The 23,852-nt window shown below is 66.5% G+C and carries 22 protein-coding genes; 15 read left to right on the top strand and 7 right to left on the bottom strand.

The genetic code is table 11. The features are described from left to right. Window positions 1-15: 15 nt before the first annotated feature. Entirely contained in the window at window positions 16-753 is a 738-nt protein-coding gene (locus AC5P8Y_RS02965; RefSeq protein ID WP_033833435.1) for a 16S rRNA (uracil(1498)-N(3))-methyltransferase, read from the bottom strand. After that, window positions 744-2,135: an adenosylmethionine--8-amino-7-oxononanoate transaminase gene (gene bioA / locus AC5P8Y_RS02960; RefSeq protein WP_033833434.1), complete on the bottom strand. Its 1,392-nt coding sequence runs from the start codon at window positions 2,133-2,135 to the stop codon at window positions 744-746. The genes AC5P8Y_RS02965 and bioA overlap by 10 nt, the downstream gene beginning before the upstream one ends. Before the next feature lie 77 nt (window positions 2,136-2,212). Between bioA and nudE the strand changes: the two genes are divergently transcribed. The 10 genes from nudE (at window position 2,213) to AC5P8Y_RS02910 (ending at window position 9,887) form a co-directional block, all read left to right on the top strand. Continuing rightward, on the top strand, window positions 2,213-2,776 hold the full coding sequence (gene nudE / locus AC5P8Y_RS02955; protein ID WP_033833433.1) for an ADP compounds hydrolase NudE: 564 nt from the start codon (window positions 2,213-2,215) through the stop codon (window positions 2,774-2,776). Further along, window positions 2,773-3,576, top strand: a complete 804-nt coding sequence (cysQ, locus tag AC5P8Y_RS02950; protein WP_033833432.1) for a 3'(2'),5'-bisphosphate nucleotidase CysQ — start codon at window positions 2,773-2,775, stop codon at window positions 3,574-3,576. Before nudE ends, cysQ begins: the two co-directional genes overlap by 4 nt. A gap of 13 nt (window positions 3,577-3,589) precedes the next feature. After that, window positions 3,590-4,429: a nucleoside triphosphate pyrophosphohydrolase gene (mazG, locus tag AC5P8Y_RS02945; RefSeq protein ID WP_033833431.1), complete on the top strand. Its 840-nt coding sequence runs from the start codon at window positions 3,590-3,592 to the stop codon at window positions 4,427-4,429. After that, entirely contained in the window at window positions 4,426-4,755 is a 330-nt protein-coding gene (locus AC5P8Y_RS02940) for a YnfA family protein (protein WP_049395784.1), read from the top strand. The genes mazG and AC5P8Y_RS02940 overlap by 4 nt, the downstream gene beginning before the upstream one ends. 125 nt (window positions 4,756-4,880) lie before the next feature. Beyond that, entirely contained in the window at window positions 4,881-5,183 is a 303-nt protein-coding gene (locus tag AC5P8Y_RS02935; RefSeq protein WP_033833429.1) for an Mpo1-like protein, read from the top strand. Between the two features lie 66 nt (window positions 5,184-5,249). Continuing rightward, entirely contained in the window at window positions 5,250-6,209 is a 960-nt protein-coding gene (locus AC5P8Y_RS02930; protein ID WP_005410704.1) for an SPFH domain-containing protein, read from the top strand. 1 nt (window position 6,210) lies between these two features. Further along, the gene (locus AC5P8Y_RS02925) at window positions 6,211-6,657 is read left to right on the top strand and encodes an NfeD family protein (protein WP_049404570.1); all 447 of its coding nucleotides are present in this window, start codon (window positions 6,211-6,213) and stop codon (window positions 6,655-6,657) included. A 359-nt stretch (window positions 6,658-7,016) separates the two neighbouring features. Further along, a complete protein-coding gene (gcvT, locus tag AC5P8Y_RS02920; RefSeq protein ID WP_049402546.1) occupies window positions 7,017-8,129 on the top strand; it encodes a glycine cleavage system aminomethyltransferase GcvT in 1,113 nt (370 codons plus the stop codon). A 93-nt stretch (window positions 8,130-8,222) separates the two neighbouring features. Beyond that, the gene (gcvH, locus tag AC5P8Y_RS02915; RefSeq protein ID WP_005410701.1) at window positions 8,223-8,618 is read left to right on the top strand and encodes a glycine cleavage system protein GcvH; all 396 of its coding nucleotides are present in this window, start codon (window positions 8,223-8,225) and stop codon (window positions 8,616-8,618) included. Between the two features lie 774 nt (window positions 8,619-9,392). Continuing rightward, the gene (locus AC5P8Y_RS02910) at window positions 9,393-9,887 is read left to right on the top strand and encodes a hypothetical protein (RefSeq protein WP_049402545.1); all 495 of its coding nucleotides are present in this window, start codon (window positions 9,393-9,395) and stop codon (window positions 9,885-9,887) included. A 120-nt stretch (window positions 9,888-10,007) separates the two neighbouring features. Here the strand turns inward: AC5P8Y_RS02910 and AC5P8Y_RS02905 are convergent, their stop codons facing one another. After that, window positions 10,008-10,901: a LysR substrate-binding domain-containing protein gene (locus tag AC5P8Y_RS02905; RefSeq protein ID WP_049402544.1), complete on the bottom strand. Its 894-nt coding sequence runs from the start codon at window positions 10,899-10,901 to the stop codon at window positions 10,008-10,010. Window positions 10,902-11,015: 114 nt separating this feature from the next. On the opposite strand from AC5P8Y_RS02905, the gene AC5P8Y_RS02900 reads away from it, so the two are divergent. Beyond that, window positions 11,016-11,774: an SDR family NAD(P)-dependent oxidoreductase gene (locus tag AC5P8Y_RS02900; protein WP_049402543.1), complete on the top strand. Its 759-nt coding sequence runs from the start codon at window positions 11,016-11,018 to the stop codon at window positions 11,772-11,774. A 99-nt stretch (window positions 11,775-11,873) separates the two neighbouring features. Here AC5P8Y_RS02900 and AC5P8Y_RS02895 read toward each other — a convergent pair whose 3' ends face one another. Next, window positions 11,874-13,274 (bottom strand): serine hydrolase domain-containing protein, encoded by a 1,401-nt coding sequence (locus AC5P8Y_RS02895; protein ID WP_005410697.1) that lies wholly within the window; start codon window positions 13,272-13,274, stop codon window positions 11,874-11,876. A 324-nt stretch (window positions 13,275-13,598) separates the two neighbouring features. On the opposite strand from AC5P8Y_RS02895, the gene AC5P8Y_RS02890 reads away from it, so the two are divergent. Both AC5P8Y_RS02890 and AC5P8Y_RS02885 read left to right on the top strand, forming a co-directional pair. Continuing rightward, window positions 13,599-14,888, top strand: coding sequence for an NTP/NDP exchange transporter (locus tag AC5P8Y_RS02890; RefSeq protein WP_172958442.1), 1,290 nt, complete (start codon window positions 13,599-13,601; stop codon window positions 14,886-14,888). Between the two features lie 42 nt (window positions 14,889-14,930). Beyond that, complete coding sequence (locus AC5P8Y_RS02885) at window positions 14,931-15,281, top strand: DUF1304 domain-containing protein (RefSeq protein WP_043034500.1); 351 nt, start codon at window positions 14,931-14,933, stop codon at window positions 15,279-15,281. Window positions 15,282-15,786: 505 nt separating this feature from the next. On the opposite strand, the gene AC5P8Y_RS02880 is transcribed toward AC5P8Y_RS02885, so the two are convergent. The 3 genes from AC5P8Y_RS02880 to AC5P8Y_RS02870 all read right to left on the bottom strand — a co-directional run bounded on the left by AC5P8Y_RS02880 (window position 15,787) and on the right by AC5P8Y_RS02870 (window position 19,722). Continuing rightward, complete coding sequence (locus AC5P8Y_RS02880) at window positions 15,787-16,254, bottom strand: hotdog fold domain-containing protein (protein ID WP_005410693.1); 468 nt, start codon at window positions 16,252-16,254, stop codon at window positions 15,787-15,789. Window positions 16,255-16,330: 76 nt separating this feature from the next. Continuing rightward, entirely contained in the window at window positions 16,331-18,808 is a 2,478-nt protein-coding gene (locus AC5P8Y_RS02875; RefSeq protein ID WP_049404523.1) for an acyl-CoA dehydrogenase, read from the bottom strand. Next, complete coding sequence (locus tag AC5P8Y_RS02870; RefSeq protein ID WP_005410691.1) at window positions 18,805-19,722, bottom strand: alpha/beta fold hydrolase; 918 nt, start codon at window positions 19,720-19,722, stop codon at window positions 18,805-18,807. Before AC5P8Y_RS02870 ends, AC5P8Y_RS02875 begins: the two co-directional genes overlap by 4 nt. Window positions 19,723-19,863: 141 nt before the next feature. Here AC5P8Y_RS02870 and AC5P8Y_RS02865 point away from each other — a divergent pair, with 141 nt between their 5' ends. Then, the gene (locus AC5P8Y_RS02865; RefSeq protein WP_005410690.1) at window positions 19,864-20,463 is read left to right on the top strand and encodes a TetR/AcrR family transcriptional regulator; all 600 of its coding nucleotides are present in this window, start codon (window positions 19,864-19,866) and stop codon (window positions 20,461-20,463) included. Window positions 20,464-20,693: 230 nt separating this feature from the next. Continuing rightward, window positions 20,694-23,651 (top strand): TonB-dependent receptor domain-containing protein, encoded by a 2,958-nt coding sequence (locus AC5P8Y_RS02860; protein WP_033834033.1) that lies wholly within the window; start codon window positions 20,694-20,696, stop codon window positions 23,649-23,651. Window positions 23,652-23,852 lie beyond the last annotated feature (201 nt).

The following is a 23,852-nucleotide window of genomic DNA, read 5'->3' as shown; positions in this document are numbered from 1 at the left end:
TACCACCAATCAACCTTACCCCAGGTCGCCCAACCACGCCTGCAATGCCGCGATCGCGGCCAGCCCGGCGGTCTCCGTGCGCAGGATGCGCGGCCCCAGCTGCAGGCCCTGGAATCCTGCCGCTGCCAGCTGATCCCGGTCGCGCGGCGACCAGCCGCCTTCCGGGCCGATCGCGATCACGATGCCGCCGGTCGGCGCCGCGTCGAGCGTCGACAGGCGATGGGCACCGTGCGGGTCCAGCGTCAGCCGCAGCGTATCGGCCGGCAGCGTCGCCGCCGCCTGCGCCAATGCCACCGGCGAGCCCACCTGCGGAATGCGCGCGCGCCCGGACTGGCCGCAGGCCGAGGTCACCACGTTGTTCCAGTGCGCTACGCGCTTCTCCGCGCGCGCGGCATCCAGCTTCACTTCGGTGCGCTCGGCATTCACCGGAACGATGGCGCTCACGCCCAGCTCGGTGGCCTTCTGCAGGATCAGGTCCATCTTCTCGCCTCGGGCAATGCCCTGCAGCAGAGTGATCGCCAGCGGCGATTCGTTGTCCACCGCCTGCACCGCATCGATGCGCACCTGCACCTCGCGCTTGCCAGCGGCGGTCAGCGTGGCGCTGTAGTCGTGGCCATCGCCGTTGAACAGCACGCAGGTATCACCCTCGCGCAGGCGCATCACCCGCACCAGATGGTTGGCCGTCTCTTCCGGCAGGGTCACGGTCTGGCCGCTGTGCAGCGCCAGGTCGATGGGGCAGCGGGTCACGCGCATGCAATCGCCTCGTCAATCGCCGCCAGCGTGGTATGTGCCAGCAGCTCCAGTTGTTCGTCATCCACGCAGTAGGGTGGCATCCAGTACAGCACGTCGCCCAGCGGACGCAGCACCACGCCACGTTTCAGCGCAGCCTTGTAGGCGTGCAGGCCCAGTCGCAGCGCCGGATCGAACGGCGTGCGCTTGTTGCCATCCCGCGACAGCTCGAAGGCCACCACCATGCCGGCCTGGCGGACGTCGGCCACGTGCGGATGGTCGCTCAATGGCGCAGCCAGCGCGCCCATCACCGAGGCGATGCCACGGTTGCGGGCGATCACATCGTCGTCGCGGAAGATGTCCAGCGTCGCCAGCGCAGCCGCACAGGCCAGCGGGTTGCCGGTGTAACTGTGCGAATGCAGGAAGGCGCGCTCGCGCGAGTCATCAAGGAAGGCGTCGTACAGCGCCTGCGTGGCCAGCACCGCGGCAAGCGGCAGGAAGCCGCCGGTCAGGCCCTTGGACAGGCACATCAGGTCCGGCATCACGCCGGCCTGCTCGCAGGCGAACAGGGTGCCGGTGCGGCCGAAGCCGGTGGCGATCTCGTCGGCGATCATGAATGCGCCGTGCGCATCACACAGTTCGCGCACCCGCTGCAGGTACACCGGGTCATGCATGCGCATGCCGCCGGCGCACTGCAGGCGCGGTTCCAGGATCACTGCGCAGATCTCGCCGGGATGCTGGTCAAACAGAGTGGCCAGGCCATCAGCGGCTTGGCGTGCGCGATCAGCCGCACTCTGGCCCGGCTCGGCCAGGTAGGCATCGGGCGAGGGCGCGAACAGGCCTTCGGCCAGCAGCGGCGCGTAGACGCGGCGGTACAGCGGAATGTCCGCCATCGCCAGCGCTCCAAGGGTCTCGCCGTGGTAGCCGTTCTCCAGCGCGATGAAGCGCGTGCGCCGTGGCTCGCCGCGGTTCTGGAAATACTGGAAGGCCATCTTCAGCGCGACTTCAACGCCGGCCGAGCCGTTGTCGGCGTAGAACACCTTGGCCAGCGGCTCGCGGCCGGGCTGGCGTGGCGCCAGCGCCAGCAGGCGCTCGGCCAGGGTGATCGCCGGCTCATGGCCGAAGCCAGCCAGCATCACCTGTTCCAGCTGCCCGGCCTGCGCCGCGATGGCGCCGCCGATGCGCGGCTCGGCATGGCCGAACAGATTGGTCCACCAGCTGCTGACGGCGTCCAGGTAGCGGTTGCCGTCGTGGTCGATCAGCCATGCGCCTTCACCACGGGCGATCGGCACCAGCGGCAGGGTATGCGGGTGCTCACGCATCTGCGTGCACGGATGCCACAGCACCTGCAGGTCGCGTTGCCGCCAGTGCTGGGCCAGCGGGGAGGGGGTTGGGTCTGCTAGCATTTCGGGCTCATGAACATGTTGCTGCCTGCACATTCTATCGGCCCCGGCGCTGGCGCCGGCCGCCGCGGAGATTCCGCATGAACGATGACCGTGCCGGCCGGCGCTTGCCGATCATCCATCGGATCACCGATGAGGAGAACGGCCCCTTCCAGCGCCAGCACCTGGACCTGGAGTTCTCCAACGGTGAACGCCGCCGCTTCGAACGCCTGGTCAGCCGTGGCCATGGTGCGGTGGTGGTGGTGCCGATGCTCGATGACGAGACGGTGCTGCTGGTGCGTGAATACGCCGCCGGCATGCACCGCTATGAACTGGGCCTGGTCAAAGGCCGGATCGACGCCGGCGAAACCCCCGGGCAGGCCGCCGACCGCGAGCTGAAGGAAGAGGCCGGGTACGGTGCACGCCGGGTCGACGTGCTGCGCGCGATGACCCTGGCCCCCACCTACATGAGCCACCAGTCGTGGCTGGTGGTGGCACGCGACCTGTATCCGGAAAAGCTGGCCGGCGACGAGCCGGAAGAACTGGAGGTGGTGCCGTGGAAGCTGGCCGAACTGGACCAGCTGATGCTGCGCGAGGACTTCTCCGAGGGACGCTCGCTGGCGGCGCTGTTCATCGCTCGCCAGTGGCTGCAGGGAACGCGATGATCAAACTGACCACGGACCTGCGCGAGACCGCCATCGCCATCGCCCAGGAAGCCGGACAGGCCATCATGCAGGTGTACGCCGATGGCTTCGAGGTGCAGATCAAGGACGACGACAGCCCGGTCACCGCCGCCGACCTGGCCGCCAACCAGGTCATCGAACTGGGCCTGCGCCAGCTGACCCCGGACCTGCCGATCCTGTCGGAGGAATCGGCGCAGGTGCCGTGGGAGCACCGCCGCCACTGGGGCGCGTACTGGCTGGTGGATCCGCTTGACGGCACCCGCGAGTTCGTCAAGCGCAATGGCGAGTTCAGCGTCAACATCGCGCTGATCTACCAGGGCGCACCAGCGTTCGGCGTGGTGCTGGCCCCGGTCACCGGCATCGTCTGGCATGCCATGCGTGGCGAGCTGGCCTATCGCCGGCAGGGCCTGCACGACACCGTGCTGCGCACCCGCACGCCGGCCACCGCCCCGCTGCGCGTCGCCGCCAGCCGCTCGCACCGCTCAGCGGAAACCGAGGCGCTGCTGGCGCGCATGGGCCGCATCGAGACCATCGCGCAGGGCTCGTCGCTGAAATTCTGCCGGATCGCCGAAGGTGGCCTGGATGTCTATCCGCGGCTGGGCCCGACCTCCGAATGGGATACCGCCGCCGGCCAGTGCGTGCTGCACGCCGCCGGCGGTGCGGTACTGTCGGCCGCGACCGGCAAGCCGTTCCGCTACAACCGCCGCGAAACCCTGTTGAACGGCGATTTCATTGCCCTTGGTGATACCAGCCTGCCGTGGCGCGACTGGTTGTCCGACTGAACCTGGAGGCCGCATGAGCGCGCACGACACCCCCGCCACCGGCAGCGCCGCCGCCCACGAGCTGGAGCGCCTGCTGGCGATCATGGCGCGCCTGCGCGACCCGCAGGGCGGCTGCCCGTGGGATCTGGAGCAGAACTTCGCAACCATCGCGCCGTACACCATCGAGGAAGCCTACGAGGTGGCCGATGCGATCGACCGTGGCGATCTCGACGATCTCTGTGACGAGCTGGGCGACCTGCTGCTGCAGGTGGTGTTCCATGCGCGCATGGCCGAAGAGCAGGGGGCCTTTGCCTTCGCCGAGGTCGCACGCGCGATCAGCGACAAGATGCAGCGCCGTCACCCGCACGTGTTCGCCGACGTGAGCGTCGACGATGCCGACGGCGTGACGCGCAACTGGGACGCGATCAAGCGTGCCGAGCGTGCCGCCAAGGGCGAGCAGGACACCTCCGCGCTGGCCGGCATTTCGCGCGGGCTGCCGGAATGGCAGCGGGCGGTGAAGCTGCAGTCGCGTGCGGCCAAGGTCGGCTTCGACTGGCCCGGCCCGTTGCCGGTGCTGGACAAGGCGGCCGAGGAACTGCAGGAACTGCGCGAGGAGTTCGAACGCGGCGATATCGCCGGCAACAAGGCGCGGCTGCAGGAAGAACTGGGCGACCTGCTGTTCGTCTGCGCCAACCTGGCGCGCCATGCCGACATCGACCTGGGTGCGGCGCTGCGCGGGGCCAACCACAAGTTCGAACGCCGCTTCCGCGCGATGGAAGCGCAGGCCGACGCGCAGGGTGGGGCGCTGGCTGCGATGGGCCTGGATGCGCAGGAAGCGTTGTGGCAGCAGGCCAAGGCGGCGGAGAAAGCGTGAAGACGCTGGGCCTGTTCCTGCTGACCGCGCTGGCCGAGATCGTCGGCTGCTACCTGCCCTGGGTATGGCTGCGCAAGGGCGGCAGCGTCTGGTTGTTGTTGCCGGCCGCGGCCAGCCTGGCCCTGTTCGCGTGGCTGTTGACCCTGCACCCGACCGCCAGTGGGCGGGTCTATGCGGCCTACGGTGGCGTGTACATCGGCACCGCGCTGTTCTGGTTGTGGCTGGTCGACGGCATCCGCCCCAGCCGCTGGGACCTGCTGGGCGCTGCGCTGTGCCTGGCCGGCATGGCGGTGATCATGTTCGGGCCGCGCACCTCATCAGGGTAGCGCCGGGCCGTGCGTGGCTGCGCCTCCTTCCGACCGCGCTGGCGCGCGCAAGCCGGGCATGGCTCGGCGCCACAAGGTCAGCGATGGTGCATGATGGCGACGCCCCTGGTTCCCGGAGCACGCGCATGTCCCGCTTCGCCAGCTTCCGCGAGTTCTATCCGTTCTACCTCAGCGAGCATCGCCACCCGGTATCGCGCCGGCTGCACTTCATCGGCAGCTGCGGGGTGTTGCTGCTGGTTGCGGCGGCAATCCTGCGCGGGCAAGCCATCCTCGTGCTGGCCGCCCTGGTCTGCGGTTACGGCTTCGCCTGGGTCGGTCACTTCTTTTTCGAGAAGAACCGCCCGGCGACATTCCAGCACCCGCTGTACTCGTTCATGGGCGACTGGGTGATGTTCGCCGACATCCTGCGCGGGCGCATGCCCTGGTAGCTCCGCTGTGAATGCGGCCTTCACGCGCTATGCTGGGGCCTGGACGTCATAGATAAGGAAAGCAAGATGTTCCCGACCATGTTCTTTACCGTGGTGCTGGCCTTCGTGGCCGTGGTGATCCTGTTCAAGGCGGTACGGATGGTGCCGCAGGGCTACGAGTGGACCGTCGAGCGCTTCGGGCGCTACACGCACACCATGACCCCCGGCCTGCACTTCCTGATTCCGATCGTGTACGGGGTCGGGCGCAAGGTGAACATGATGGAGCAGGTGCTGGATGTACCCAGCCAGGAAGTGATCACCAAGGACAACGCCGCCGTGCGCGTGGACGGCGTGGTGTTCTTCCAGGTCCTGGATGCCGCCAAGGCGGCCTATGAGGTGGCCAACCTGGAAGTGGCGATGATCGCCCTGGTGCAGACCAACATCCGTACCGTGATCGGTTCGATGGACCTGGATGAATCGCTCAGCCAGCGCGAGGTGATCAATGCCCAGCTGCTGAGCGTGGTCGACCATGCCACCAACCCGTGGGGTGTGAAGGTCAACCGCATCGAGATCCGCGACATCCAGCCGCCGCGCGACCTGCTGGATGCGATGGCGCGGCAGATGAAGGCCGAGCGCGAGAAGCGCGCGCAGATTCTAGAGGCAGAGGGTTCCCGCCAGTCGGAGATCCTGCGCGCCGATGGCGAAAAGCAGGCCACCGTGCTGGAGGCCGAAGGCCGTCGCGAAGCCGCGTTCCGCGATGCCGAGGCGCGCGAGCGCCTGGCCGAGGCCGAAGCGATGGCGACCAAGGTGGTGTCGGCGGCGATTGCCGAGGGCGACGTGCAGGCGATCAACTACTTTGTTGCGCAGAAGTACGTGGAAGCGTTCAAGGAGCTGGCCAGTTCGCCGAACCAGAAGCTGGTGCTGATGCCGATGGAGGCCAGTGGCGTGATCGGTTCGATCGCCGGCGTGGCCGAACTGGCGAAGCAGGCGCTGGCCAGCCAGGACAACAAGGCCGCGGGCAAGCGGCCGCCGCCGCTCGGAGGCTGACATGCGCTGGGAAGTCGTCGGTTGGGGCGCGCTGGCGCTGCTGCTGTTTGCCGCCGAGGCGTTGGCGCCCGGGGCGTTCATGCTGTGGATCGGCATTGGCGCGGCGGCGGTGTTCGTACTGGTTGCGGTGTTCAGCGGCATTCCATTGCTGTGGCAGGTCGTTGCCTTCGTCGTGCTGAGCGTTGTCTCGATCCAGTGCTACCGGCGCTGGGGCAGGGCAAGGGCGCGACCCAGCGATGCACCGTTGCTCAACCGCCGCGCCGAACAACTGGTCGGACGGGTGGTGCCGTTGCAGCAGGGTATCGTTGGTGGGCAGGGCCGGGTCAGCATCGACGACGCGTACTGGCAGGTCAGCGGCCCGGAACTGCAGGCCGGTGCCATGGTGCGGGTGGTAGCGGTGCAGGGCAGCACGCTGGTGGTCGAGTCTGCTGCGGGTAGAGTCGACTGATAGTCGACTGGCATGTGTTGGGTCGGGCGGGTTGGGTTCGGGGTACACGCCGTAAACCCCGCTCCGCGGTCCGGCCCAGCCGCTGGCGGCTGCGCGTTCGGGCGCTTGCGAAGCAGTGCTTCGCAAGCAAAGCGCCCCCAGGGATGGGATCACGGCGTGTCCCGCTCGCCCATACCGCTCCGGCCAAGCCGTCGACTTCGCCGAGCCGATACGCTTTGGCTGTTGCCGTTGCCTGGCCTGTAAAAGGCGCCCGCCGGCCGCAGGCCGGCCAAACACCCCCCGCTGCGCTGCGGCGCGACCTGCAGGCGACCGATCTGGGATAATGGGCATTCTTGTTTCCTCTGCTGCCGGACCCGGTCATGACCCAGAAGACGCTGCTCAACGATACCCACCGCGCCCTTGGCGCCAAGATGGTCGATTTCGGGGGTTGGGACATGCCCATCCACTACGGCTCGCAGCTGGACGAGCACCACCTGGTGCGTCGCGAGTCGGGTGTGTTCGACGTCAGCCACATGACCGTGGTCGACCTGCGCGGTGACCAGGTCAAGCCGTTCCTGCGCCGCCTGTTGGCCAACTCGGTCGACAAGCTGAAGGTCACCGGCAAGGCGCTGTACTCGTGCATGCTGAATCCGCGCGGCGGCGTCATCGACGACCTGATCGTCTACTACCTGGGCGAGGATTTCTTCCGCATGGTGGTCAATGCCTCCACCCGCGAAAAGGACCTGGCCTGGCTGCGCGAGCAGGCTGCGCCGTTCGGCGTCACCGTCGAGCAGCGCCCGGACCTGGCCATCCTCGCCGTGCAGGGCCCGCAGGCGCGCGATATCGTGATCGGCCTGGCCCGCGAAGCCGACCGTGCCGCGTTGACCAAGCTGGGTCGCTTCGCCGCCCTGCAGGTGCAGTCCGACGACGGCGCCGAACTGTTTGTCGCCCGCACCGGTTACACCGGCGAGGACGGGTTCGAGATCCTGCTGCCGCAGGACGCGGTGGTCGCGTTCTGGAACCGCCTGCTGGCGGCGGGCGTGAAGCCGGCCGGTCTCGGCGCACGCGACACGCTGCGCCTGGAAGCCGGCATGAACCTGTATGGCCAGGACATGGACGAAGAGATCAGCCCGTACGAAGCGGCGCTGGCCTGGACCGTGTCGCTGGACGAAGGCCGCGACTTCATCGGTCGCGACGCGCTGGAAGCGCAGAAGGCTGCAGGCACAGCACGCCAGATGATCGGCCTGGTGATGGACGAGAAGGGCGTGCTGCGCCATGGCCAGGCGGTGACCACCGCTGGCGGCCAGGGCGAGATCCTGTCCGGCACCTTCTCGCCGACCCTGGCCAAGGGCATCGCTTTTGCCCGCGTGCCCGCCGGTGAACTCGGCGAGGTCACCGTCGACATCCGCGGCCGGCAGGTGCCCGTGCGCGTGGTCAAGTTCCCGTTCGTGCGCGAAGGCCAGGCCCAGCCCGGCGTGCTCGCCGACGCCTGATCCGGACATGCCGGTCGTCACTGACAGCAGTGGCGGCCGGTTGGTTACACTAGCCCCGTTTTTTCCACCCCTGCATATCTCTGGAGCAGTCCCATGAGCGAGATCCCCGGCGACCTCAAGTTCCTCAAGTCCCATGAGTGGGCCCGTGTCGAAGGCAATGGCCGCGTCACCGTCGGTATTTCCGACCATGCCCAGGGCCTGCTGGGTGACCTGGTCTACGTCGAACTGCCGGAAGTCGGCGCCGACGCCAAGGCCGGCGAACAGATCGCCGTCGTCGAGTCGGTGAAGGCCGCCTCGGACGTCTACAGCCCGATCAGCGGCAAGGTTGTCGAGGTCAACTCGGCCCTGTCCGACAAGCCGGAAACCATCAACGAAGATGCCTACGGCGAAGGTTGGATGTTCGTGGTCGAACTGACCAACGCTGAAGAGGTCAACGAGCTGCTGGACCCGGACGCGTACGCCGAAGCCCTGGAGAACGACGACCACTGAGTCGTCGTTTACGGGTTCTGCAACGGCCACCTTCGGGTGGCCGTTTTTGTTTTGGCGAGTACGTCGGCTCATGACGCAGGGTTTGCTGCGCGCCCTCGACGCGGCATCAGCAGACCCGCGAACGGTACCGAGGGGCGTGCGCAGTTTTGCGCAAATCCGCGTTTCCGCCCCGCGCCGACGCGTCCGGATGTGAAAACTTTTCGCCCCCCGTTGCGGTGCCGTTGTGCTGGCGCTGGTGCCGGCGCCGGCCGGTGCCGGCGTTGCGTGCATGCAGCGGCCGCCAACATGCATGCATCTGCGCAGAGTGCCTATTTCAAGTGGTTTTTGTTCAACGCTTGCGTTGTTGTTGCTGCAGGCAACGCGCGTGCGTGGTGCTTTGTTGGTCGTCGAGGGCGGAGCGTCGCGACCGTGCAGGCAACACCGCGGATGGCGCGGATGTGAAAATTTTTCGCGGGGGTTGTTGACAGTAAAAAAAACCGTGATTAGGTTTCGCCTCAGCAGACCTTGCCTGCCAAACCGAGTGCGCAGAATCAATCGTCCGATGCGAAGCAGCCCCTTCAAGACCACCGCGACCCAGATGACGGTGGACATGGCCCCGCTTCCCCCGGAGAAATGCAAGGCACCTCCCGTTCCGATGCCCGCTCCGCCGATCGAGGCGGGCATTGCCGCATCCGTAACGGCGCGCTTGACGCGCCGGCGGTCCCCGCACGCAGCATCCGCGGGTTTGATCCACCTGGGCGTTTCAACTCCCTATCACTGACGAGGAGCCATCCCATGGCAACCAAGAAAGCTGCGAAGAAAAAGCCCGCCGCCAAGAAGGCGGTGAAGAAGGTCGCGAAGAAGGCCGCTGCCAAGAAGGCAGTGAAGAAGGTCGCGAAGAAGGCGACCGCCAAGAAGGCAGTGAAGAAGGCTGCGAAGAAGGTCGCCAAGAAGGCCACTGCGAAGAAGGCAGTGAAGAAGGCGGCGAAGAAGGTAGCCAAGAAGTCTCCTGCCAAGAAGACCGCGAAGAAGGTAGCCAAGAAGGCCACCAAGAAGACTGCCAAGAAGGCAACGGCCCGCAAGCCGGCCAAGAAGGTCGCGAAGAAGGCGACTGCCAAGAAGGCCGTCAAGAAGACCGCCAAGAAGGCAGTGAAGAAGACCGCGAAGAAGGCCACCAAGAAGGCTGCCCCGAAGAAGGCAGCGAAGAAGGTTGCCAAGCGCAAGCCGGCCGCCCGCAAGAAGAAGGCCGCTCCGGTCGCTCTGCCGGCAACCCCGGCGCCGCTGATCTAAGTACTTCCCGATAGCCGCATCCTGAAACCCCTTCCCTGGCTGCCCAGCGGGGAGGGGGTTTTTTTTATGGAGCCATTGGTAGCGTCGAGCCATGCTCGACCGCCTTGCTGACGGTCGATGCTAGCTGTGCGGCGCCGGTGGAAAGCGCTCCACCAGGAAATCGATGAAGCTGCGCAGGCGGGTCGAGGGATAGCGGTCGTGGGCGTAGACCACGTGCATCGGCCGCCCCGCGTGGCCGTGTTCGGGAAACAGCTGCACCAACCGCCCAGCCTCGACATCCGCGGCCAGAAGCAGTGCCGATTGCAGCACGATGCCCAGCCCATGCAGCGCCGCTGTACGCAGCGCTTCGCCGTTGTTGATCTGCAGTCGACCTGTGGGCACATGGCCGAGCCCGCCAGCATCGGCCTGCAGCCACTGCGCCAGCGCGCTGGGTTCGAAGGACAGGCATTGGTGCCGGGCAAGCGCCAGCAGGTCGGAGGGCGTACCGTGCCGGGCGAGGTATCCGGGCGAGGCGCACATCATCAAGCGATATGGTGCCAATGCACGCGCCACCAGCACGCTGCTGTCGGCCAGCGTGCCGATGCGCAGGGCTGCTTCGAAACCTTCCTCTGCGAGGTCGACCACGCGGTCGGTCAGCACCGCGTCGACACGCACGTCGGGGTAGCGCGCCATGTAATCGGCCAACGCCGGCACCAGCGCATGCGTGCCGAAGATCACCGGCGCGCTGATGCGCAGCGTGCCTGCAGGTGCAAGGTGCTGGTACTGGGCCTGAGCATCGGTTTCCTCCACCAGCCGCAGGATCTCCCGGCAGCGGGCGTAGTAGTCCTCGCCGAACGGCGTCATGTGCTGGCGCCGGGTGGTACGACTGAGCAACTGCATGCCCAGCCGCGCCTCCAACGCACGCAGGTGCTTGCCGGCCATCGTCGGGGAGATGGCCAGTGCTGCCGCCGCAGCGCTGAGGCTGCCCTTGTCCACGATCAGCACGTAGACCTGCATGCTTTCCAGCAGGTTCATCTGACACTCCGGGTGTTGAATGCTGAAACTTTTGCGGAGTTTATCAATCACGGGTGATCAAACAGCATGCACTGCAGGGGCCGGATCCACCGGCCGTGCTGAAAGGAGAACACGATGGATTTGAATCTTGAGGGACGCACAGCGCTGGTCACCGGGGCGGGCAGTGGCATCGGTGCCGCTGTCGCCAGGCAACTGGCCGCGCAGGGCGTACGTGTTGCCATCTCGTCACGGCGGCAGGCACCGCTGCAGGCGCTGGCGGCAGGGATCGAAGCGGCGGGCGCACCCGCGCCGATCATCCTGCTGGGCGATGTCACTGACGCCGGGGACGTGCGACGCATTGCTGACGCGTCGCTGGCGGCGTTGCAGCGGGTGGACATCTTGGTCAACGCGGCTGGCGGTTCGCGGCCAACGACCGTCGATGCAGCCGACTCGATCTGGGAGGAGGCATTGGCGCTGAACTTCTCTGCCGCACGACGGCTGACCCAGGCACTGCTGCCGGCGATGCAGGCGCAGGGATGGGGGCGGGTGATCAACTTCAGCGGTTCGATGGAGCCCCGTTCGGTGAATGCCGCCACCGCGGCGAAAGCAGCGTTGCATCTGTGGAGCAAGGGGCTGTCGTCGGAGGTGGCCGGGCAGGGCATCACGGTGAATGCCATTGCGCCGGGTCGGATCAACAGCCCGCAGATCCTGGACCGCCTGCATCCCACCGAGGAAAGCCGACGCGCGTTCATCGCCAGTAACATCCCGATCGGGCGCTTCGGTGAGCCGGAAGAAGCGGCGCCGCTGGTGGCATTCCTCGCCTCGCCGTTGGCCGGTTACATCACCGGTGCGGTGATTCCGGTGGACGGCGGCATGCACTACTTCGCGCATTAGCCCTCCGTTTGTAGAGTCGAGCGCGGCTCGATTCCACAACAGCCAACAAAAAGGGCGGCCTGCAGGCCGCCCTTCATGCTCACGGTCGCGCCCGCCTGATCAGCGCGGCGACGCCACCGCGCGGTTGCTGGAAGCGCCCTTGCCCTTGCGCTTGTCCTGCTGCGCCGGGCTTGCACCTTCGGCCATCAGGTTGTCGCTGCCGAAGTCGGTGTCCACATCCAGCCAGCGCTGTGCCGGCAGGCCGAGCGCGGAATCGAGCACGGTCGGCAGCAGGCCGCTGGGCAGGCCGCTCTCGCCATTCCACATGATGGCGATGCCGAGATCGCGTTCCGGCACCAGCGCGACCAGGCCGCGGTAGCCCTGTACGGCACCGGCATGGAACACCACGTCGTGGCCGGCGTAGTCGAAGGTGCGCCAGCCCAGCGCGTAGCCGGCCGAGTGCAGGCGCTCGCGGCGCCAGCCCGAACGCATCTCGCCGGGGGTGTTGATCAGGCTCGAATGCAGGGTGGCCAGCAGCGGTGCCGGCAGCACATCGGGGCGATGGCCGGTGTGCGCCAGCAGCCACTGCGCCATGTCGCTGGCGCTGGCGTTGACGCCAGCCGCCGGGGCAACACGGTAGTAGGTCGGCTTCGGTGTCAGCGACACCCAGCCGTTGCGGCTGCGCACGTGCGGGCGCGCCCAGCGCGAGCTGGCCTGGATGCCGGCCAGGCCGAGGCTGGCATCGTTCATGCCCAGCGGCTTGAAGATGCGGCGCTCGACCGACTGCTCGTAGAAGCTGCCGGAGGCGGCATAGACGACGTCGCCGATCAGGCTGAAGGCCACGTTCTGGTAGGCGTAGCAGTCGCCCGGCAGGCACTTCAGGCTGGTGTTGGCCAGCTTCTGGGTCAGCGCGTAGTACTCGGCGTTGCCTTCGATGTCGCGGTCGTAGGCGTTGTAGGGCAGGCCGACGCGGTGGCTGAGCACATCGGCCACGGTCAGGCGGTCGGTGGCTTCGGGCGAGTTGAGGCGGAAGCCCGGCACGTAGTCGGTGACCTTGCTGTCCCAGCGCAGCGTGCCGTCGTTGACCAGCAGTCCGGCCATGGTGCCGGCGAAGGCCTTGGACAGCGAAGCCAGGCGGAACACGGTGTGGGCGTCGACCGGCAGCGGATTGTTGACGTCGGTAACGCCATAGCCGCGCGCGCTGAGGATGCGGCCGCCCTGCACGATGGCCACGGCCATGCCCGGCACGCGCTCGCCATAGGTGAGCTGCTGCGCCATCGATTCGATATTGGCGACGTTGAAGCCTGCGGCGGGCGCCTGCACCTGCGGCACCAGCCCGGTACGGTAGGCCGCCGGCTGGGTGTGGGCAACGGCGGTGGCCGCAGCGGACTCGATGTTGGCCGGCATCGGCGGCAACGGCGGCGGGGTCTGCGCGGTGGTGGACAAGGCAACAGGCATCAACATGCCCAGCAAACCGGTGGCCGCCGAACGGATCGGACGACGCAGGCTGTTCTTTTTCATCGGTGGGACCCGTGCGCGACTGCTGATGGCGATTCTAGCGCCGCTTTTCCTCTGTGCACAAACAAAGCGAAGATGAATGCGCATCTCGTTGAAAAAGTTGGGATTTTGACGCCTCGAAGGCGTGTATCGGAACGTGTCATCCGGACCCGGTCATGACACCGCGTTGCGGCCTTCAGACGGCCACCTGCTGGCGATGTTGCAGTGCATTGGATAACGTACGCGCTTCACCGCCCCGGAGCTTGCCATGCCGCTGTCCAACCGCCGTCATCTGGCGAGGGACGCCGCGTGAGCGCGGTACGAGGGAAGGGCCCGCTGCAGGGGCTGATGGCGGCACTGCGCGAGTCCCCGGCGCTGTGGTGGTCGTTCCTGTACTTCTTCTGCCTGCTCAGCGGCTACTACGTGCTGCGTCCGGTGCGTGAAGCCATGGCCGCCTCGGCGGACCTGGAAACGGTGTTCCCGCCAATGCTGATTGCCTGGTTCGCCGGTCACGGCATCGCGCTGAAGGACTTCGTCCTGCAGTTCCTGTTCTCCTGTGTGTTCGTGATCATGCTGGTGCTGCAGCCGGTGTACGGCTGGCTGGTCAGCCGCTTCCCGCGACGGGTGTTCCTGCCGGCGGTGTATGGGTTCTTCATCGTGACCCTGCTTGGCTTCTACATGATGTTCGACAGCGGCGTGCCTGGCCGCGGCATGGCTTTCTTCTTCTGGATCACCGTCTTCAACCTGTTCGCAGTGGCGGTGTTCTGGAGTTTCATGGCCGATGTCTTCTCCAATGTGCAGGCCCGGGCCTTCTATGGCTACATCGGCGCGGCGGGCACCGTCGGTGCCTTCCTTGGTCCGGTCATCACCAGTGCGCTGGTGCAGCGCGTGGGCATCGCCAACCTGATGCTGGTGTCGGCCGGTTTCCTGGCGATCTGCTTGTTCTGCATCTGGCGCCTGCGGCACTGGGCGGTGCTGCGCGAGCAGGAGCAGCAGTTGGTATCGGGTGAGAAGCCGATGGGCGGCAGCGTGCTGGATGGCCTGAAACTGATCGTGCGCGAGCCGTTGCTGCGCTGGCTGGCGATCATGGTGGTGTTCGGCGTGGGCGTGGGGACGCTGCTCTACAACCAGCAGGCTGCGATCGTGCGTGCGGCGTTCACTGACCCGGCGGCCAGTACCGCGTTCTTCTCGCGCATCGACCTGGCAGTGAACGCGCTGGCGCTGCTGATGCAGGTGGGCCTGACCCGCTGGCTGCTGTCGCGCCACGGCATCGCGCCGGCGCTGCTGATTCCCGGTTTCGCGATCCTGATCGGCTTCTCGGTGCTGGCAGCCTCGCCGATGCCGTTGATGGTCGCGGTGGTGCAGGTGATGACCCGCGCCAGCGAATTTGCACTGGCCAAGCCGGCGCGCGAGACCATCTACACGCGCGTGGACCGGCAGTGGCGCTACAAGGCCGGCGCAGCGATCGACACCGTGGTCTACCGCGGTGCGGACCTGAGCTTTGCCTGGGTGCACAAGGGCCTGTCATTGTTCGGCTCGCACGTGGTGTTCATCGGCGGCATGCTGGTGGCCGCGTGCATGACCGCAGCCGCGTTCGGTGTACTGCGCGAAGAAAAGAAACTGCCGCGCGACCGCTGATTTTCCGGGGCCCGATCCCCATCCCTGTCCAAGGAACTGCCCATGTACTGGATCGCACTCACCCTGACGTTGCTCGTCGCCCTGCTGCACGTCTATTTCCTGGTGCTGGAGATGTTCCTGTGGACCCGCCCGCTGGGCCTGAAGACCTTCCGCAACACGCCGGAGAAGGCGGAGACCACGCGGGTGCTGGCGGCCAACCAGGGCCTGTACAACGGCTTCCTGGCAGCAGGCATCGTGGTGGGGCTGGTGATCGGGCAGCCGGTGCTGGTGACGTTCTCGCTGGCCTGCGTGGTGGTGGCAGGGTGCTATGGCGCCTACAGCGTGAGCCGGCGCATTTTCATGATCCAGGCGGTGCCTGCGATCCTGGCGTTGGTGTTTCGCGCGGTGGCGTGATTTCCAGCCAACGGCGCAGCCCCTCGTGGGTTGGTCGCGTAATGCTTGTCATGGGGTTGGCTGGGCGGGTTGGGTTCGCGGGGGACGCCGCAAGTACGTCCGTGTAGGCTTGGCCGCGGCATCCATGCCGCGGACACCCCCGCGAACCCAACCCGCCCGGCCCCTGACAGGTTCCGTGTGCGGCCAGCCCACGGAGAAGAAAAAGAAGATCAAGAGCAACAGCGGGTCGCTGCGCTCGTGGGTTCTGCGCGCATGAAAAAAGCGGCCGAAGGGCCGCTTTTGCTTTTGCTTTTGCTCTTTTTTTCTCTTCCGTGGGTGGACGCCACAGAGATTTGTCAGAGGCTGGGGGCGGTGAGTTCGCGGGGGTGTCCGCGGCATGGATGCCGCGGCCAAGCCCCCAAGGACGGGTTCACGGCGTCCCCCGCGAACTCACCGCCCCCAGCCAAACCAAGGCTTTCTGCGATCAACCGTCCACCCACGAGGGGCTGCGCCGTTCGCTGGAACACTACTTCGCCGGCGACATCCACATGTCGATGACCGCGCTGAACACCTCCGTCCCCGCGCGGTCGCGCACACTCACCGTCACCGGCAGTGCATAGCCCTCGGCAGCGGCCACGATCGGCTGGGCCGGCAATGCCACCGCCTGCAGCATGCCCCGTGCCTTGGCCAGGTACTGCACCTGCATCCCCTTCGGAATCCAGCGCATGCCCTTCGGCAGCGAGGCGTCGACCATCAGCCCGGCGGTCAGTTCGGCCAGGTTGCACATCGCGATCGCGTGCACCGTGCCGATGTGGTTGCGCACCCTGCGGCGGTCGGCCAGCGTGCCTTCGCAGCGGCCGTGTTCCAGGCGGGTGATGCGCGGCGCGATGCTGGCGAAGTAGGGCGCCTTGAAGCAGACCGCGCGCGAGAACAGCCAGGTGCCGGCAGGCCAGCGTTGCAGCCGGTGGTAGAGCGAGAGCAGAGGCGTGGACATGGTCGGTGTTCCGGTCTTCGGATAGAGCGACGGCGGGCCGAGGCCCGCCGTCGAAGGCAACGCGTATCGCGGGCGATCAGGCGGCCTGCGAATGCGGATCCTTGTGCTGGCGGTCGTAGTAGCTGGCCGCGCGCAGTTCGTGGGTGTCGAAGTCGTCCACGGTGATCGTATCCAGGGTCAGCGTGCGCAGCTCTTCCAGCAGGCTGCGCTCGTCCTGGGTGATCACGCCCTCGGCCACGGCTTCGTCCAGCTGGCTCTTGAAGTCCAGCGCCTCGATGCCCTTGCTCTTCAGCGCCTTCAGGAACTTGCGCTCCACCGGCTCGGCCATGATCGCCTTGCTCAGGTAGCTGTTGATGCGGCCACCCGGGTTGTTCTCGCACGGGGTCAGGAACACGCCACTGGCCAAGCGGTCGCGGGCTTCGTTCGGCGCCATCAGCAGGGCGGCGACGCGGCGGCTCAGGCGGTCGCCCGGGGCCTCGGCACGACGGCCCAGCGGGAAGATCAGCGCCCACATCAGCCAGCCGATCGGGCGGATCGGGAAGTTGCGCAGGGCCGCCGACAGCGATTCCTCGATCTTGTGCACGCTGTCATGGAAGGCCCAGGCCAGCAGCGGCTGGTCGGCCTGCGGTGCGCCTTCATCGTGGTAGCGCTTGAGCATGGCGCTGGTCATGTAGACGTGGCTCAGCACGTCGCCCAGGCGGCCGGACAGCGATTCCTTGAACTTCAGCTTGCCGCCGAGGGTCATCATCGAGATGTCGGCCATCAGCGCCAGGTTGGCCGAGTAACGGTCCAGCTTGCGGAAGTAGCGGCGGGTGTAGGCGTCACCCGGGGCGGCGCCGAAGCGCGCGCCGGTCAGGCCAAACCAGAACGAGCGCACGGCATTGGAGATGCCGAAGCGGATGTGGCCGAACAGGCTGCGGTCGAAGTCCTGCAGGCCGGCACGGGTATCCGGATCCTGCGCGGCCTTCATTTCCTTCAGTACCCACGGGTGGCAGAGGATCGCACCCTGGCCGAAGATCAGCAGGCTGCGGGTCATGATGTTGGCGCCTTCCACGGTGATCGCGATCGGCGCAGCCTGCCAGCTGCGGCCGGCGAAGTTGCGCGGCCCCAGGATGATGCCCTTGCCGCCGATCACGTCCATCATGTCCGAGATCACTTCGCGGCTCATGGTGGTGCAGTGGTACTTGGCGATGGCCGACGGTACCGACGGCACGTCACCACGGTCGACTGCAGCAGCGGTGGCCTGCGACAGCGCGCTGATCTTGTACGCCTTGCCGCCGATGCGGGCCAGCGCTTCTTCCACGCCTTCGAAGCGGCCGACCGACAGGCCGAACTGCTTGCGGATGCGTGCATAGGCGCCGGTCACGGCGGCACCGGCCTTGGCTCCGCCACTGGCGGTGGACGGCAGGGTGATCGAGCGGCCCACGGCCAGGCACTCGTTGAGCATGTTCCAGCCCTTGCCGGCCATGGCCGCGCCACCGATCAGCTGGGTCAGCGGAATGAACACGTCCTTGCCGCGGATCGGGCCGTTCTGGAACGTCGAGTTCAGCGGGAAGTGGCGACGGCCGATTTCAACGCCGGCGGTGTCGCGCGGCAGCAGGCCCAGGGTGATGCCGATGTCGCGGGTGTCGCCGATCAGGCCATCCGGGTCGTACATGCGGAAGGCCAGGCCGATCAGCGAAGCGACCGGGGCCAGGGTGATGTAACGCTTGTCGAAGGTCAGCTTGACGCCGAGCACCTGCTCGCCGTTCCACTCGCCCCTGCAGACGATGCCGTAGTCTGGAATCGAGGTGGCGTCGGAGCCGGCGAACGGACCGGTCAGGCCGAAGCAGGGCACTTCGCGGCCATCGGCCAGGCGCGGCAGGTACTGGTCCTTCTGTTCCTGGGTGCCGTAATGCACCAGCAGTTCACCCGGGCCCAGCGAGTTGGGCACACCGACGGTGGAGCTGACCACCGAGGACACCGAGGCCAGCTTCTGGATCACCTTGTGGTGGGCCAGCGCAGAGAAGCCCAGGCCGCCATATTCCTTCGGGATGATCATGCCGAAGAACTTGTTCTTCTTGATGAAGGCCCACAGCTCCGGCGGCAGGTCAGCGTGGACGTGGGTGATTTCCCAGTCGTTGACCATCGTGCACAGCTCTTCGACCGGGCCATCGAGGAAGGCCTGTTCTTCGGCGGTCAGCTGCGGCTTGGGGTAATTGAGCAGGATGTTCCAGTCCGGATCACCGGTGAACAGTTCGCCCTCGAAGCCAACCGAGCCGGTTTCCAGCGCGATGCGCTCGGTCTGCGACAGCGGCGGCAGCACCTTGCGGAACACCTTCATCATCGGGCCGGTCAGCAGCGGCTTGCGGATGAACGGCAGCAGCAGCGGCACGGCGATGACGGCCAATGCGGCGGCAGCCACGATCGTGGCGGTCTGGTTGACGTAGGGAATGAACCAGCAGGCGACCAGCAGGGCCACGCTGATCAGCGTCCAGGTAACCAGCCGCATGCGGTGGTAGGCGACGAACGCGCCTGCCAGCAGCAGGGCGAGGAAGGGAAGAACGATGCTCATGAGCGTGCTCCGGTGACGTGCTCGTTTGTGGCGGACGAAGCTGCAGCATCCGCTGCGGGCAACACGTCCAGATAGTCCAACACAGTAGCGGTAAAGGCGTCGTTGTCATCGCCGGCGACCATGTGCGTGGCCTGCGGCAGCTGTACATGACGCGCGTGCGGCGCCAACGCCAGGAATTCGGCCACGGTCTGTGGCGTGACCAGGTCGCTTCGGCCGCCGCTGACCAGCAGCAGCGGGCACTTCACCTGGCGTGCGGCCTCGGCCAGCGCATCCTGGTGCTGCTCGCTGTCGCGCGCCAGTTCGGCCACCAGGCGCGGGTCCCAGTGCCAACGCCAGCGGCCGTGGCCGTCCTCGCGCAGCAGTGCGCGCAGCGACTGCTCGGATTTGCGCGGACGGTGCGGCATGTAGGCCGAGATCACATCGGCGGCCTGGGTGAGCGAGGCAAAGCCGTCGGGATGGGCGGTCATGAAGGCCAGGATGCGTTCAACACCGGCGGTATCCCAACGCGGGGTGATGTCCACCAGCACCATCGCTGAGAACAGGCCCGGCCAGCGCGATTCGGCCAGCAGGCCGAACAGGCCGCCCATCGAGGCTGCGACCAGCACCGGCGGGCGTGGCTGTTCCCCGGCCAGCACGATCAGGTCATCAGCGAACTGCTCGCCGTGATAGGGCAGTTCGGCAGAATTCCAGTCCGAATCGCCGTGGCCACGGGCGTCGTAGGCCAGCGTCTGCAGCCCCGCCGCAGACAGGGCCCGCGCGGTGGCGTTCCATGCGTGCCGGGTCTGGCCGAAGCCATGCGCGAACAACACGCGGCCACGGCGGCCGTGGTCGCTGGCGGTTGCGGCCAGGCGTGCGCCATGGGCGGCCTCCAGGCGAAGATCATGGAACGCAGCGGGAGTAGGGGACGTAACCATACTTGCTAGTATGGATCGCTTGTGAGGGAAGTCAATACTGCACGGTATGGTGCGCTGCGGCAGGTGCCCAGGCGGGCGCCGCGACGGTTTCGGCCGCAACCGCGTACTGCAACGAACCCCGGCGTATGGTTAAATCAGCCCATGAATCAACCTGACGCTTCCGCCGGCGAACCGCGCGCCGGCCGCAACAGCCGCCTGAGTGCCGAAGACTGGGCCCAGGCCGCTCTCGATCTGATTGCTGAACAAGGTGTGGGGGCCGTCGCGGTGGAACCGTTGGCGCGGCGCCTGGGCGTGACCAAGGGCAGTTTCTACTGGCACTTCCCCTCGCGTGATGCACTGCTGCAGGCGGCGCTGGAACGCTGGGAACTGTTCGAACAGGAACAGGTGTTCGGCAGCCTGGAGGACGTGCCGGATCCGCGCGTGCGCCTGCGCCAGCTGTTCCAGATGGTGGCGCACGAAGTGCAGCCGCACATCATCTACAGCGAACTGCTGAAGGCGCTGGACCACCCGATGGTGCGCCCGGTGATCGACCGCGTTTCGCAGCGCCGGCTCGACTACCTGGTTGCTTCGTTCCGCCAGGCCGGGCTCAGCTCCACCGATGCACGGCATCGCGCGCGCCTGGCCTATGCCGCCTACGTCGGCTTCCTGCAGCTGTCGCTGCAGCTGCAGCAACCCAAGCAGGCCCGCGAGGATTTCGAGGCCTATGTCGAGCATCTGATCGAGACGCTCATTCCCAGCTGAATGGGAGAATGGCGCCCTGCAAGTGCCGAATGCGCCTTGCAGGCGACCTCAATGCGCCAACGTATGTCGTGGTGAGGCTGGTTTCACGCGATTTGGGCATTTTCTTAACGACTCTTTAATTCCAGATCAAGTGTGGCTACTATCGGGTCACCAGCCGTTTTTTGTGCCTCCCTTTTGGGGCACGTCGGTTGGACTCAGCACACAACCCAAGATCCATGGAGAGAGAGCCCATGAAGTTGAACAGCAACAAGCTGCGCGATGCAGTGTGCGTTGCGCTGGCCGCCAGCGCCGCATCCGTTGCCGGTACCGGGGTGGCGTCTGCCCAGACCGCCACCAACCTGGACCGCATCGAAGTCACCGGTTCGCGCATCCGTACCGTCGACGTCGAAACCGCCCAGCCGGTCCTGACCCTCAACCGCGCTGACATCGAGAAGCAGGGCTTCTCGTCGGTCGCTGACATCCTGCAGAACATCAGCGCCGTGGGTACGCCGCCGATCAGCCGTGCCCAGCCGCTGTCCTCGGGCGAAGCCGTCGGCGGCACCTACATCAGCCTGCGTGACCTGGGCGCCACCCGCACCCTGGTGCTGCTCAACGGCAAGCGCCTGGGCATCACCACCGGTGGCCTGCAGGACATCTCGACCGTGCCGGTCTCGGCCATCGAGCGCATCGAAGTGCTGAAGGACGGCGCTTCGTCGATCTACGGTTCCGATGCCATCGCCGGCGTCATCAACATCATCACCCGTACCAACTTCGAAGGCGCCACCGGCAGCGTCTACTACGGCCAGTACAGTGAAGGCGACGGTGCCACCCGCACCATGGACTTCACCATGGGCGTGAAGGGTGAGCGCGGTTCGCTGACCATCGGTGCCGAGTACGCCAAGGAAGACAAGGTGCGGGCGGCCGATCGTCCGTACGGTGCGTTCCCGCGCAGCTCCAACCACCCGGACTTCGGTTGGACCACCGTCGGTGAGTTCGGCGGTTTCGTCAGCCGTCCGGCCGATGGCCTGCCGGGCGTCACCTATCCGGCCGCCAGCGCATCCAACCCGAACCGCGAAGTGCGCGTGATCCTGCGTGAGGGTGGCAACGCGAACAACAAGGCCGACTACGTCGCGCAGAACGTCAACAGCTTCTCCACCAAGGACAAGACCAACACCAACCTGCAGACCGACCTGCGTACCCCGCAGGAACGCCGTGCAGTGTTCGTCGATGGCATCTACGACCTGACCGACAACGTGCGCCTGCGCACCAACATGCTGTACAGCTTCCGCGATTCGAACCGCCAGATCGCCGGCTACCCGTACGGCGCACTGGCCTTCGGTTCGCCGATTTCGGCCAGCAGTGTGTTCAATCCGCTGGGTGCTGACATCGCCAACTGGTGGCGTCGTACTTCGGAAGTGCCGCGCAACACCCGCGCCGAGCTGACCACCTTCCGCTTCAGCGGCGGCCTGGAAGGCAGCTTCGAGTTCTCCGACCGCCTGTTCGACTGGGATGTCGGCTACCTGTACAACAACAACAAGCTGGTCCAGACCAGCACCGGCGACCTCAACCTGACCGCGCTGCGTGCGGCGGTGGGTCCGTCCTTCATCAACAGCAGCGGCGTGGCGCAGTGCGGTACCGTGGCCAACCCGATCGGGCTGAACCAGTGCGTGCCGTACAACCCGTTCCTGCATGCCGGCATCCAGAGCAACGGTGCCAACGGCGCATTGACCGGCAACACCGCCCTGCAGAACCTGCTGTTCCCGTCCGCGCACTCCACCGCCGAGACCACCACCAAGGTCATCACCGCCAACCTGGCCGGCAGCCTGTTCACCCTGCCTGCCGGCGACCTGGGCTTCGCCGTGGGTGTCGAGCACCGCAAGGAAACCGGCAGCTTCAGCCCGGACGCGCTGGTGCAGTCGGGCAACACCTCCGGCCTGGCCAACTTCCCCACCGGTGGTGGCTACAAGGTTGACGAAGTCTATGCCGAGTTCAACGTGCCGATCCTGGCCGACCTGCCGGGCGCCCGCGAGCTGAGCCTCAACGCGGCCACCCGCCATTCGGACTACGACACCTTCGGCACCACGCTGAACAGCAAGTTCGGCTTCAAGTGGAAGCCGATCGACTCGCTGCTCATCCGCGGTACCTGGGCGGAAGGCTTCCGTGCCCCGACCATCGCCGACCTGTACAGCGGCGGTTCGCAGTCGTTCGACTTCTTCACCGATCCGTGCGATTCGGTCTACGGTGCGGCGCGCACCAATCCTGCGGTGCGTGCCCGTTGCGCCGCCGCACTGCCGGCCGGCGTAAATGCAGCCAACTTCCGCCAGCAGCAGCAGGGCTTCACCCCGACCACCGCTGCATCGTCGCAGACCCCGCTGGCCTTCGTCTCCGGCTCCAACGACCAGCTGACCCCGGAAACCTCGACGTCCAAGACCCTGGGCTTCGTCTGGAGCCCGGGTTTCATCCAGAACTTCAACATGTCGCTGGACTGGTGGGAAATCCGCGTCGAGAACACCATCATCTCGGACACGGCCAACCTGATCCTCAACGACTGCTACATCAACGACATCGCGGCACGCTGCTCGGCGTTCACGCGTGACCCGGTGACCGGCATCGTCAACAACCTCAAGCGCACCGGCATCAACGCCGGTTACCGCGAGGTGGAAGGCTTCGACCTGGATGTCAGCTACCGCCTGCCGACCGATCGTTTCGGCAACTTCAGCGCGCAGTGGACCAGCACCTACACCTCGCGTGATGACCTGGTCACCACCAAGAACGCGGTCACCCACCCGAACCCCCGCACCGGCGTGGGCTGGGCTGGCTACGCCTTCCGCGTGCGTTCGAACCTGAACCTGGGTTGGGAAATGGGTGACTTCGGCGCCAGCTGGACCGTCCGTTACTTCTCCGGCATGAAGGAAGCGTGCCTGAGTGCCGTGACGTTCCCGGAAGAGTGCAACCTGCCGAACTACGCTTCGCCGAACAACCAGGGCGTGGCGGTGGGCAGCGCGACCAACCAGCGTGGCGCGACCGTATTCAACGACGTCCAGCTGCGCTGGAACGCACCGTGGAATGCGACCGTGGCCGTGGGTGCCAACAACGTGTTCGGCCGCGTGGGCCCGACCATGTACAGCCAGCCGAGCGCGAACGTCTCCTACTACGGTGGCTTCGACATCGGTCGCTTCCTGTACATGAAGTACACCCAGCGCTTCTGATCGCGGCGTAATATGTATGTGTGACATGGCCACGCCCCGAAAGGGGCGTGGCTTTTTTCATGGGGCAGCCAGGCTTGATGGCGCAGGCCTTTGCGCAGCCGTGCTGGACCAGGCCGCGCACAGGCGCTTGCGCATCGCCGCGTGGTGGCGGCGAGGTGTCATTACGGGGATGGGCGAAGGGAGCGCGCGCGGAAACGTCGC

It is taken from the genome of Stenotrophomonas sp. YJH_SMC_12-1 (genome assembly GCF_059370935.1).
Note: the sequence above shows the minus strand (reverse complement) of the source record. Positions and strands in the feature narration are given on the sequence as shown.

Excerpts from the sequence above, each read along its gene's own strand:
- AC5P8Y_RS02965 (WP_033833435.1), bottom strand. The coding sequence starts at position 753 with ATGCGCGTGACCCGCTGCCCCATCGACCTGGCGCTGCACAGCGGCCAG.
- bioA (WP_033833434.1), bottom strand. The coding sequence starts at position 2,135 with ATGCTAGCAGACCCAACCCCCTCCCCGCTGGCCCAGCACTGGCGGCAA.
- nudE (WP_033833433.1), top strand. The coding sequence starts at position 2,213 with ATGAACGATGACCGTGCCGGCCGGCGCTTGCCGATCATCCATCGGATC.
- cysQ (WP_033833432.1), top strand. The coding sequence starts at position 2,773 with ATGATCAAACTGACCACGGACCTGCGCGAGACCGCCATCGCCATCGCC.
- mazG (WP_033833431.1), top strand. The coding sequence starts at position 3,590 with ATGAGCGCGCACGACACCCCCGCCACCGGCAGCGCCGCCGCCCACGAG.
- AC5P8Y_RS02935 (WP_033833429.1), top strand. The coding sequence starts at position 4,881 with ATGTCCCGCTTCGCCAGCTTCCGCGAGTTCTATCCGTTCTACCTCAGC.
- AC5P8Y_RS02930 (WP_005410704.1), top strand. The coding sequence starts at position 5,250 with ATGTTCCCGACCATGTTCTTTACCGTGGTGCTGGCCTTCGTGGCCGTG.
- AC5P8Y_RS02925 (WP_049404570.1), top strand. The coding sequence starts at position 6,211 with ATGCGCTGGGAAGTCGTCGGTTGGGGCGCGCTGGCGCTGCTGCTGTTT.
- gcvT (WP_049402546.1), top strand. The coding sequence starts at position 7,017 with ATGACCCAGAAGACGCTGCTCAACGATACCCACCGCGCCCTTGGCGCC.
- gcvH (WP_005410701.1), top strand. The coding sequence starts at position 8,223 with ATGAGCGAGATCCCCGGCGACCTCAAGTTCCTCAAGTCCCATGAGTGG.
- AC5P8Y_RS02910 (WP_049402545.1), top strand. The coding sequence starts at position 9,393 with ATGGCAACCAAGAAAGCTGCGAAGAAAAAGCCCGCCGCCAAGAAGGCG.
- AC5P8Y_RS02905 (WP_049402544.1), bottom strand. The coding sequence starts at position 10,901 with ATGAACCTGCTGGAAAGCATGCAGGTCTACGTGCTGATCGTGGACAAG.
- AC5P8Y_RS02900 (WP_049402543.1), top strand. The coding sequence starts at position 11,016 with ATGGATTTGAATCTTGAGGGACGCACAGCGCTGGTCACCGGGGCGGGC.
- AC5P8Y_RS02895 (WP_005410697.1), bottom strand. The coding sequence starts at position 13,274 with ATGAAAAAGAACAGCCTGCGTCGTCCGATCCGTTCGGCGGCCACCGGT.
- AC5P8Y_RS02890 (WP_172958442.1), top strand. The coding sequence starts at position 13,599 with ATGGCGGCACTGCGCGAGTCCCCGGCGCTGTGGTGGTCGTTCCTGTAC.
- AC5P8Y_RS02885 (WP_043034500.1), top strand. The coding sequence starts at position 14,931 with ATGTACTGGATCGCACTCACCCTGACGTTGCTCGTCGCCCTGCTGCAC.
- AC5P8Y_RS02880 (WP_005410693.1), bottom strand. The coding sequence starts at position 16,254 with ATGTCCACGCCTCTGCTCTCGCTCTACCACCGGCTGCAACGCTGGCCT.
- AC5P8Y_RS02875 (WP_049404523.1), bottom strand. The coding sequence starts at position 18,808 with ATGAGCATCGTTCTTCCCTTCCTCGCCCTGCTGCTGGCAGGCGCGTTC.
- AC5P8Y_RS02870 (WP_005410691.1), bottom strand. The coding sequence starts at position 19,722 with ATGGTTACGTCCCCTACTCCCGCTGCGTTCCATGATCTTCGCCTGGAG.
- AC5P8Y_RS02865 (WP_005410690.1), top strand. The coding sequence starts at position 19,864 with ATGAATCAACCTGACGCTTCCGCCGGCGAACCGCGCGCCGGCCGCAAC.
- AC5P8Y_RS02860 (WP_033834033.1), top strand. The coding sequence starts at position 20,694 with ATGAAGTTGAACAGCAACAAGCTGCGCGATGCAGTGTGCGTTGCGCTG.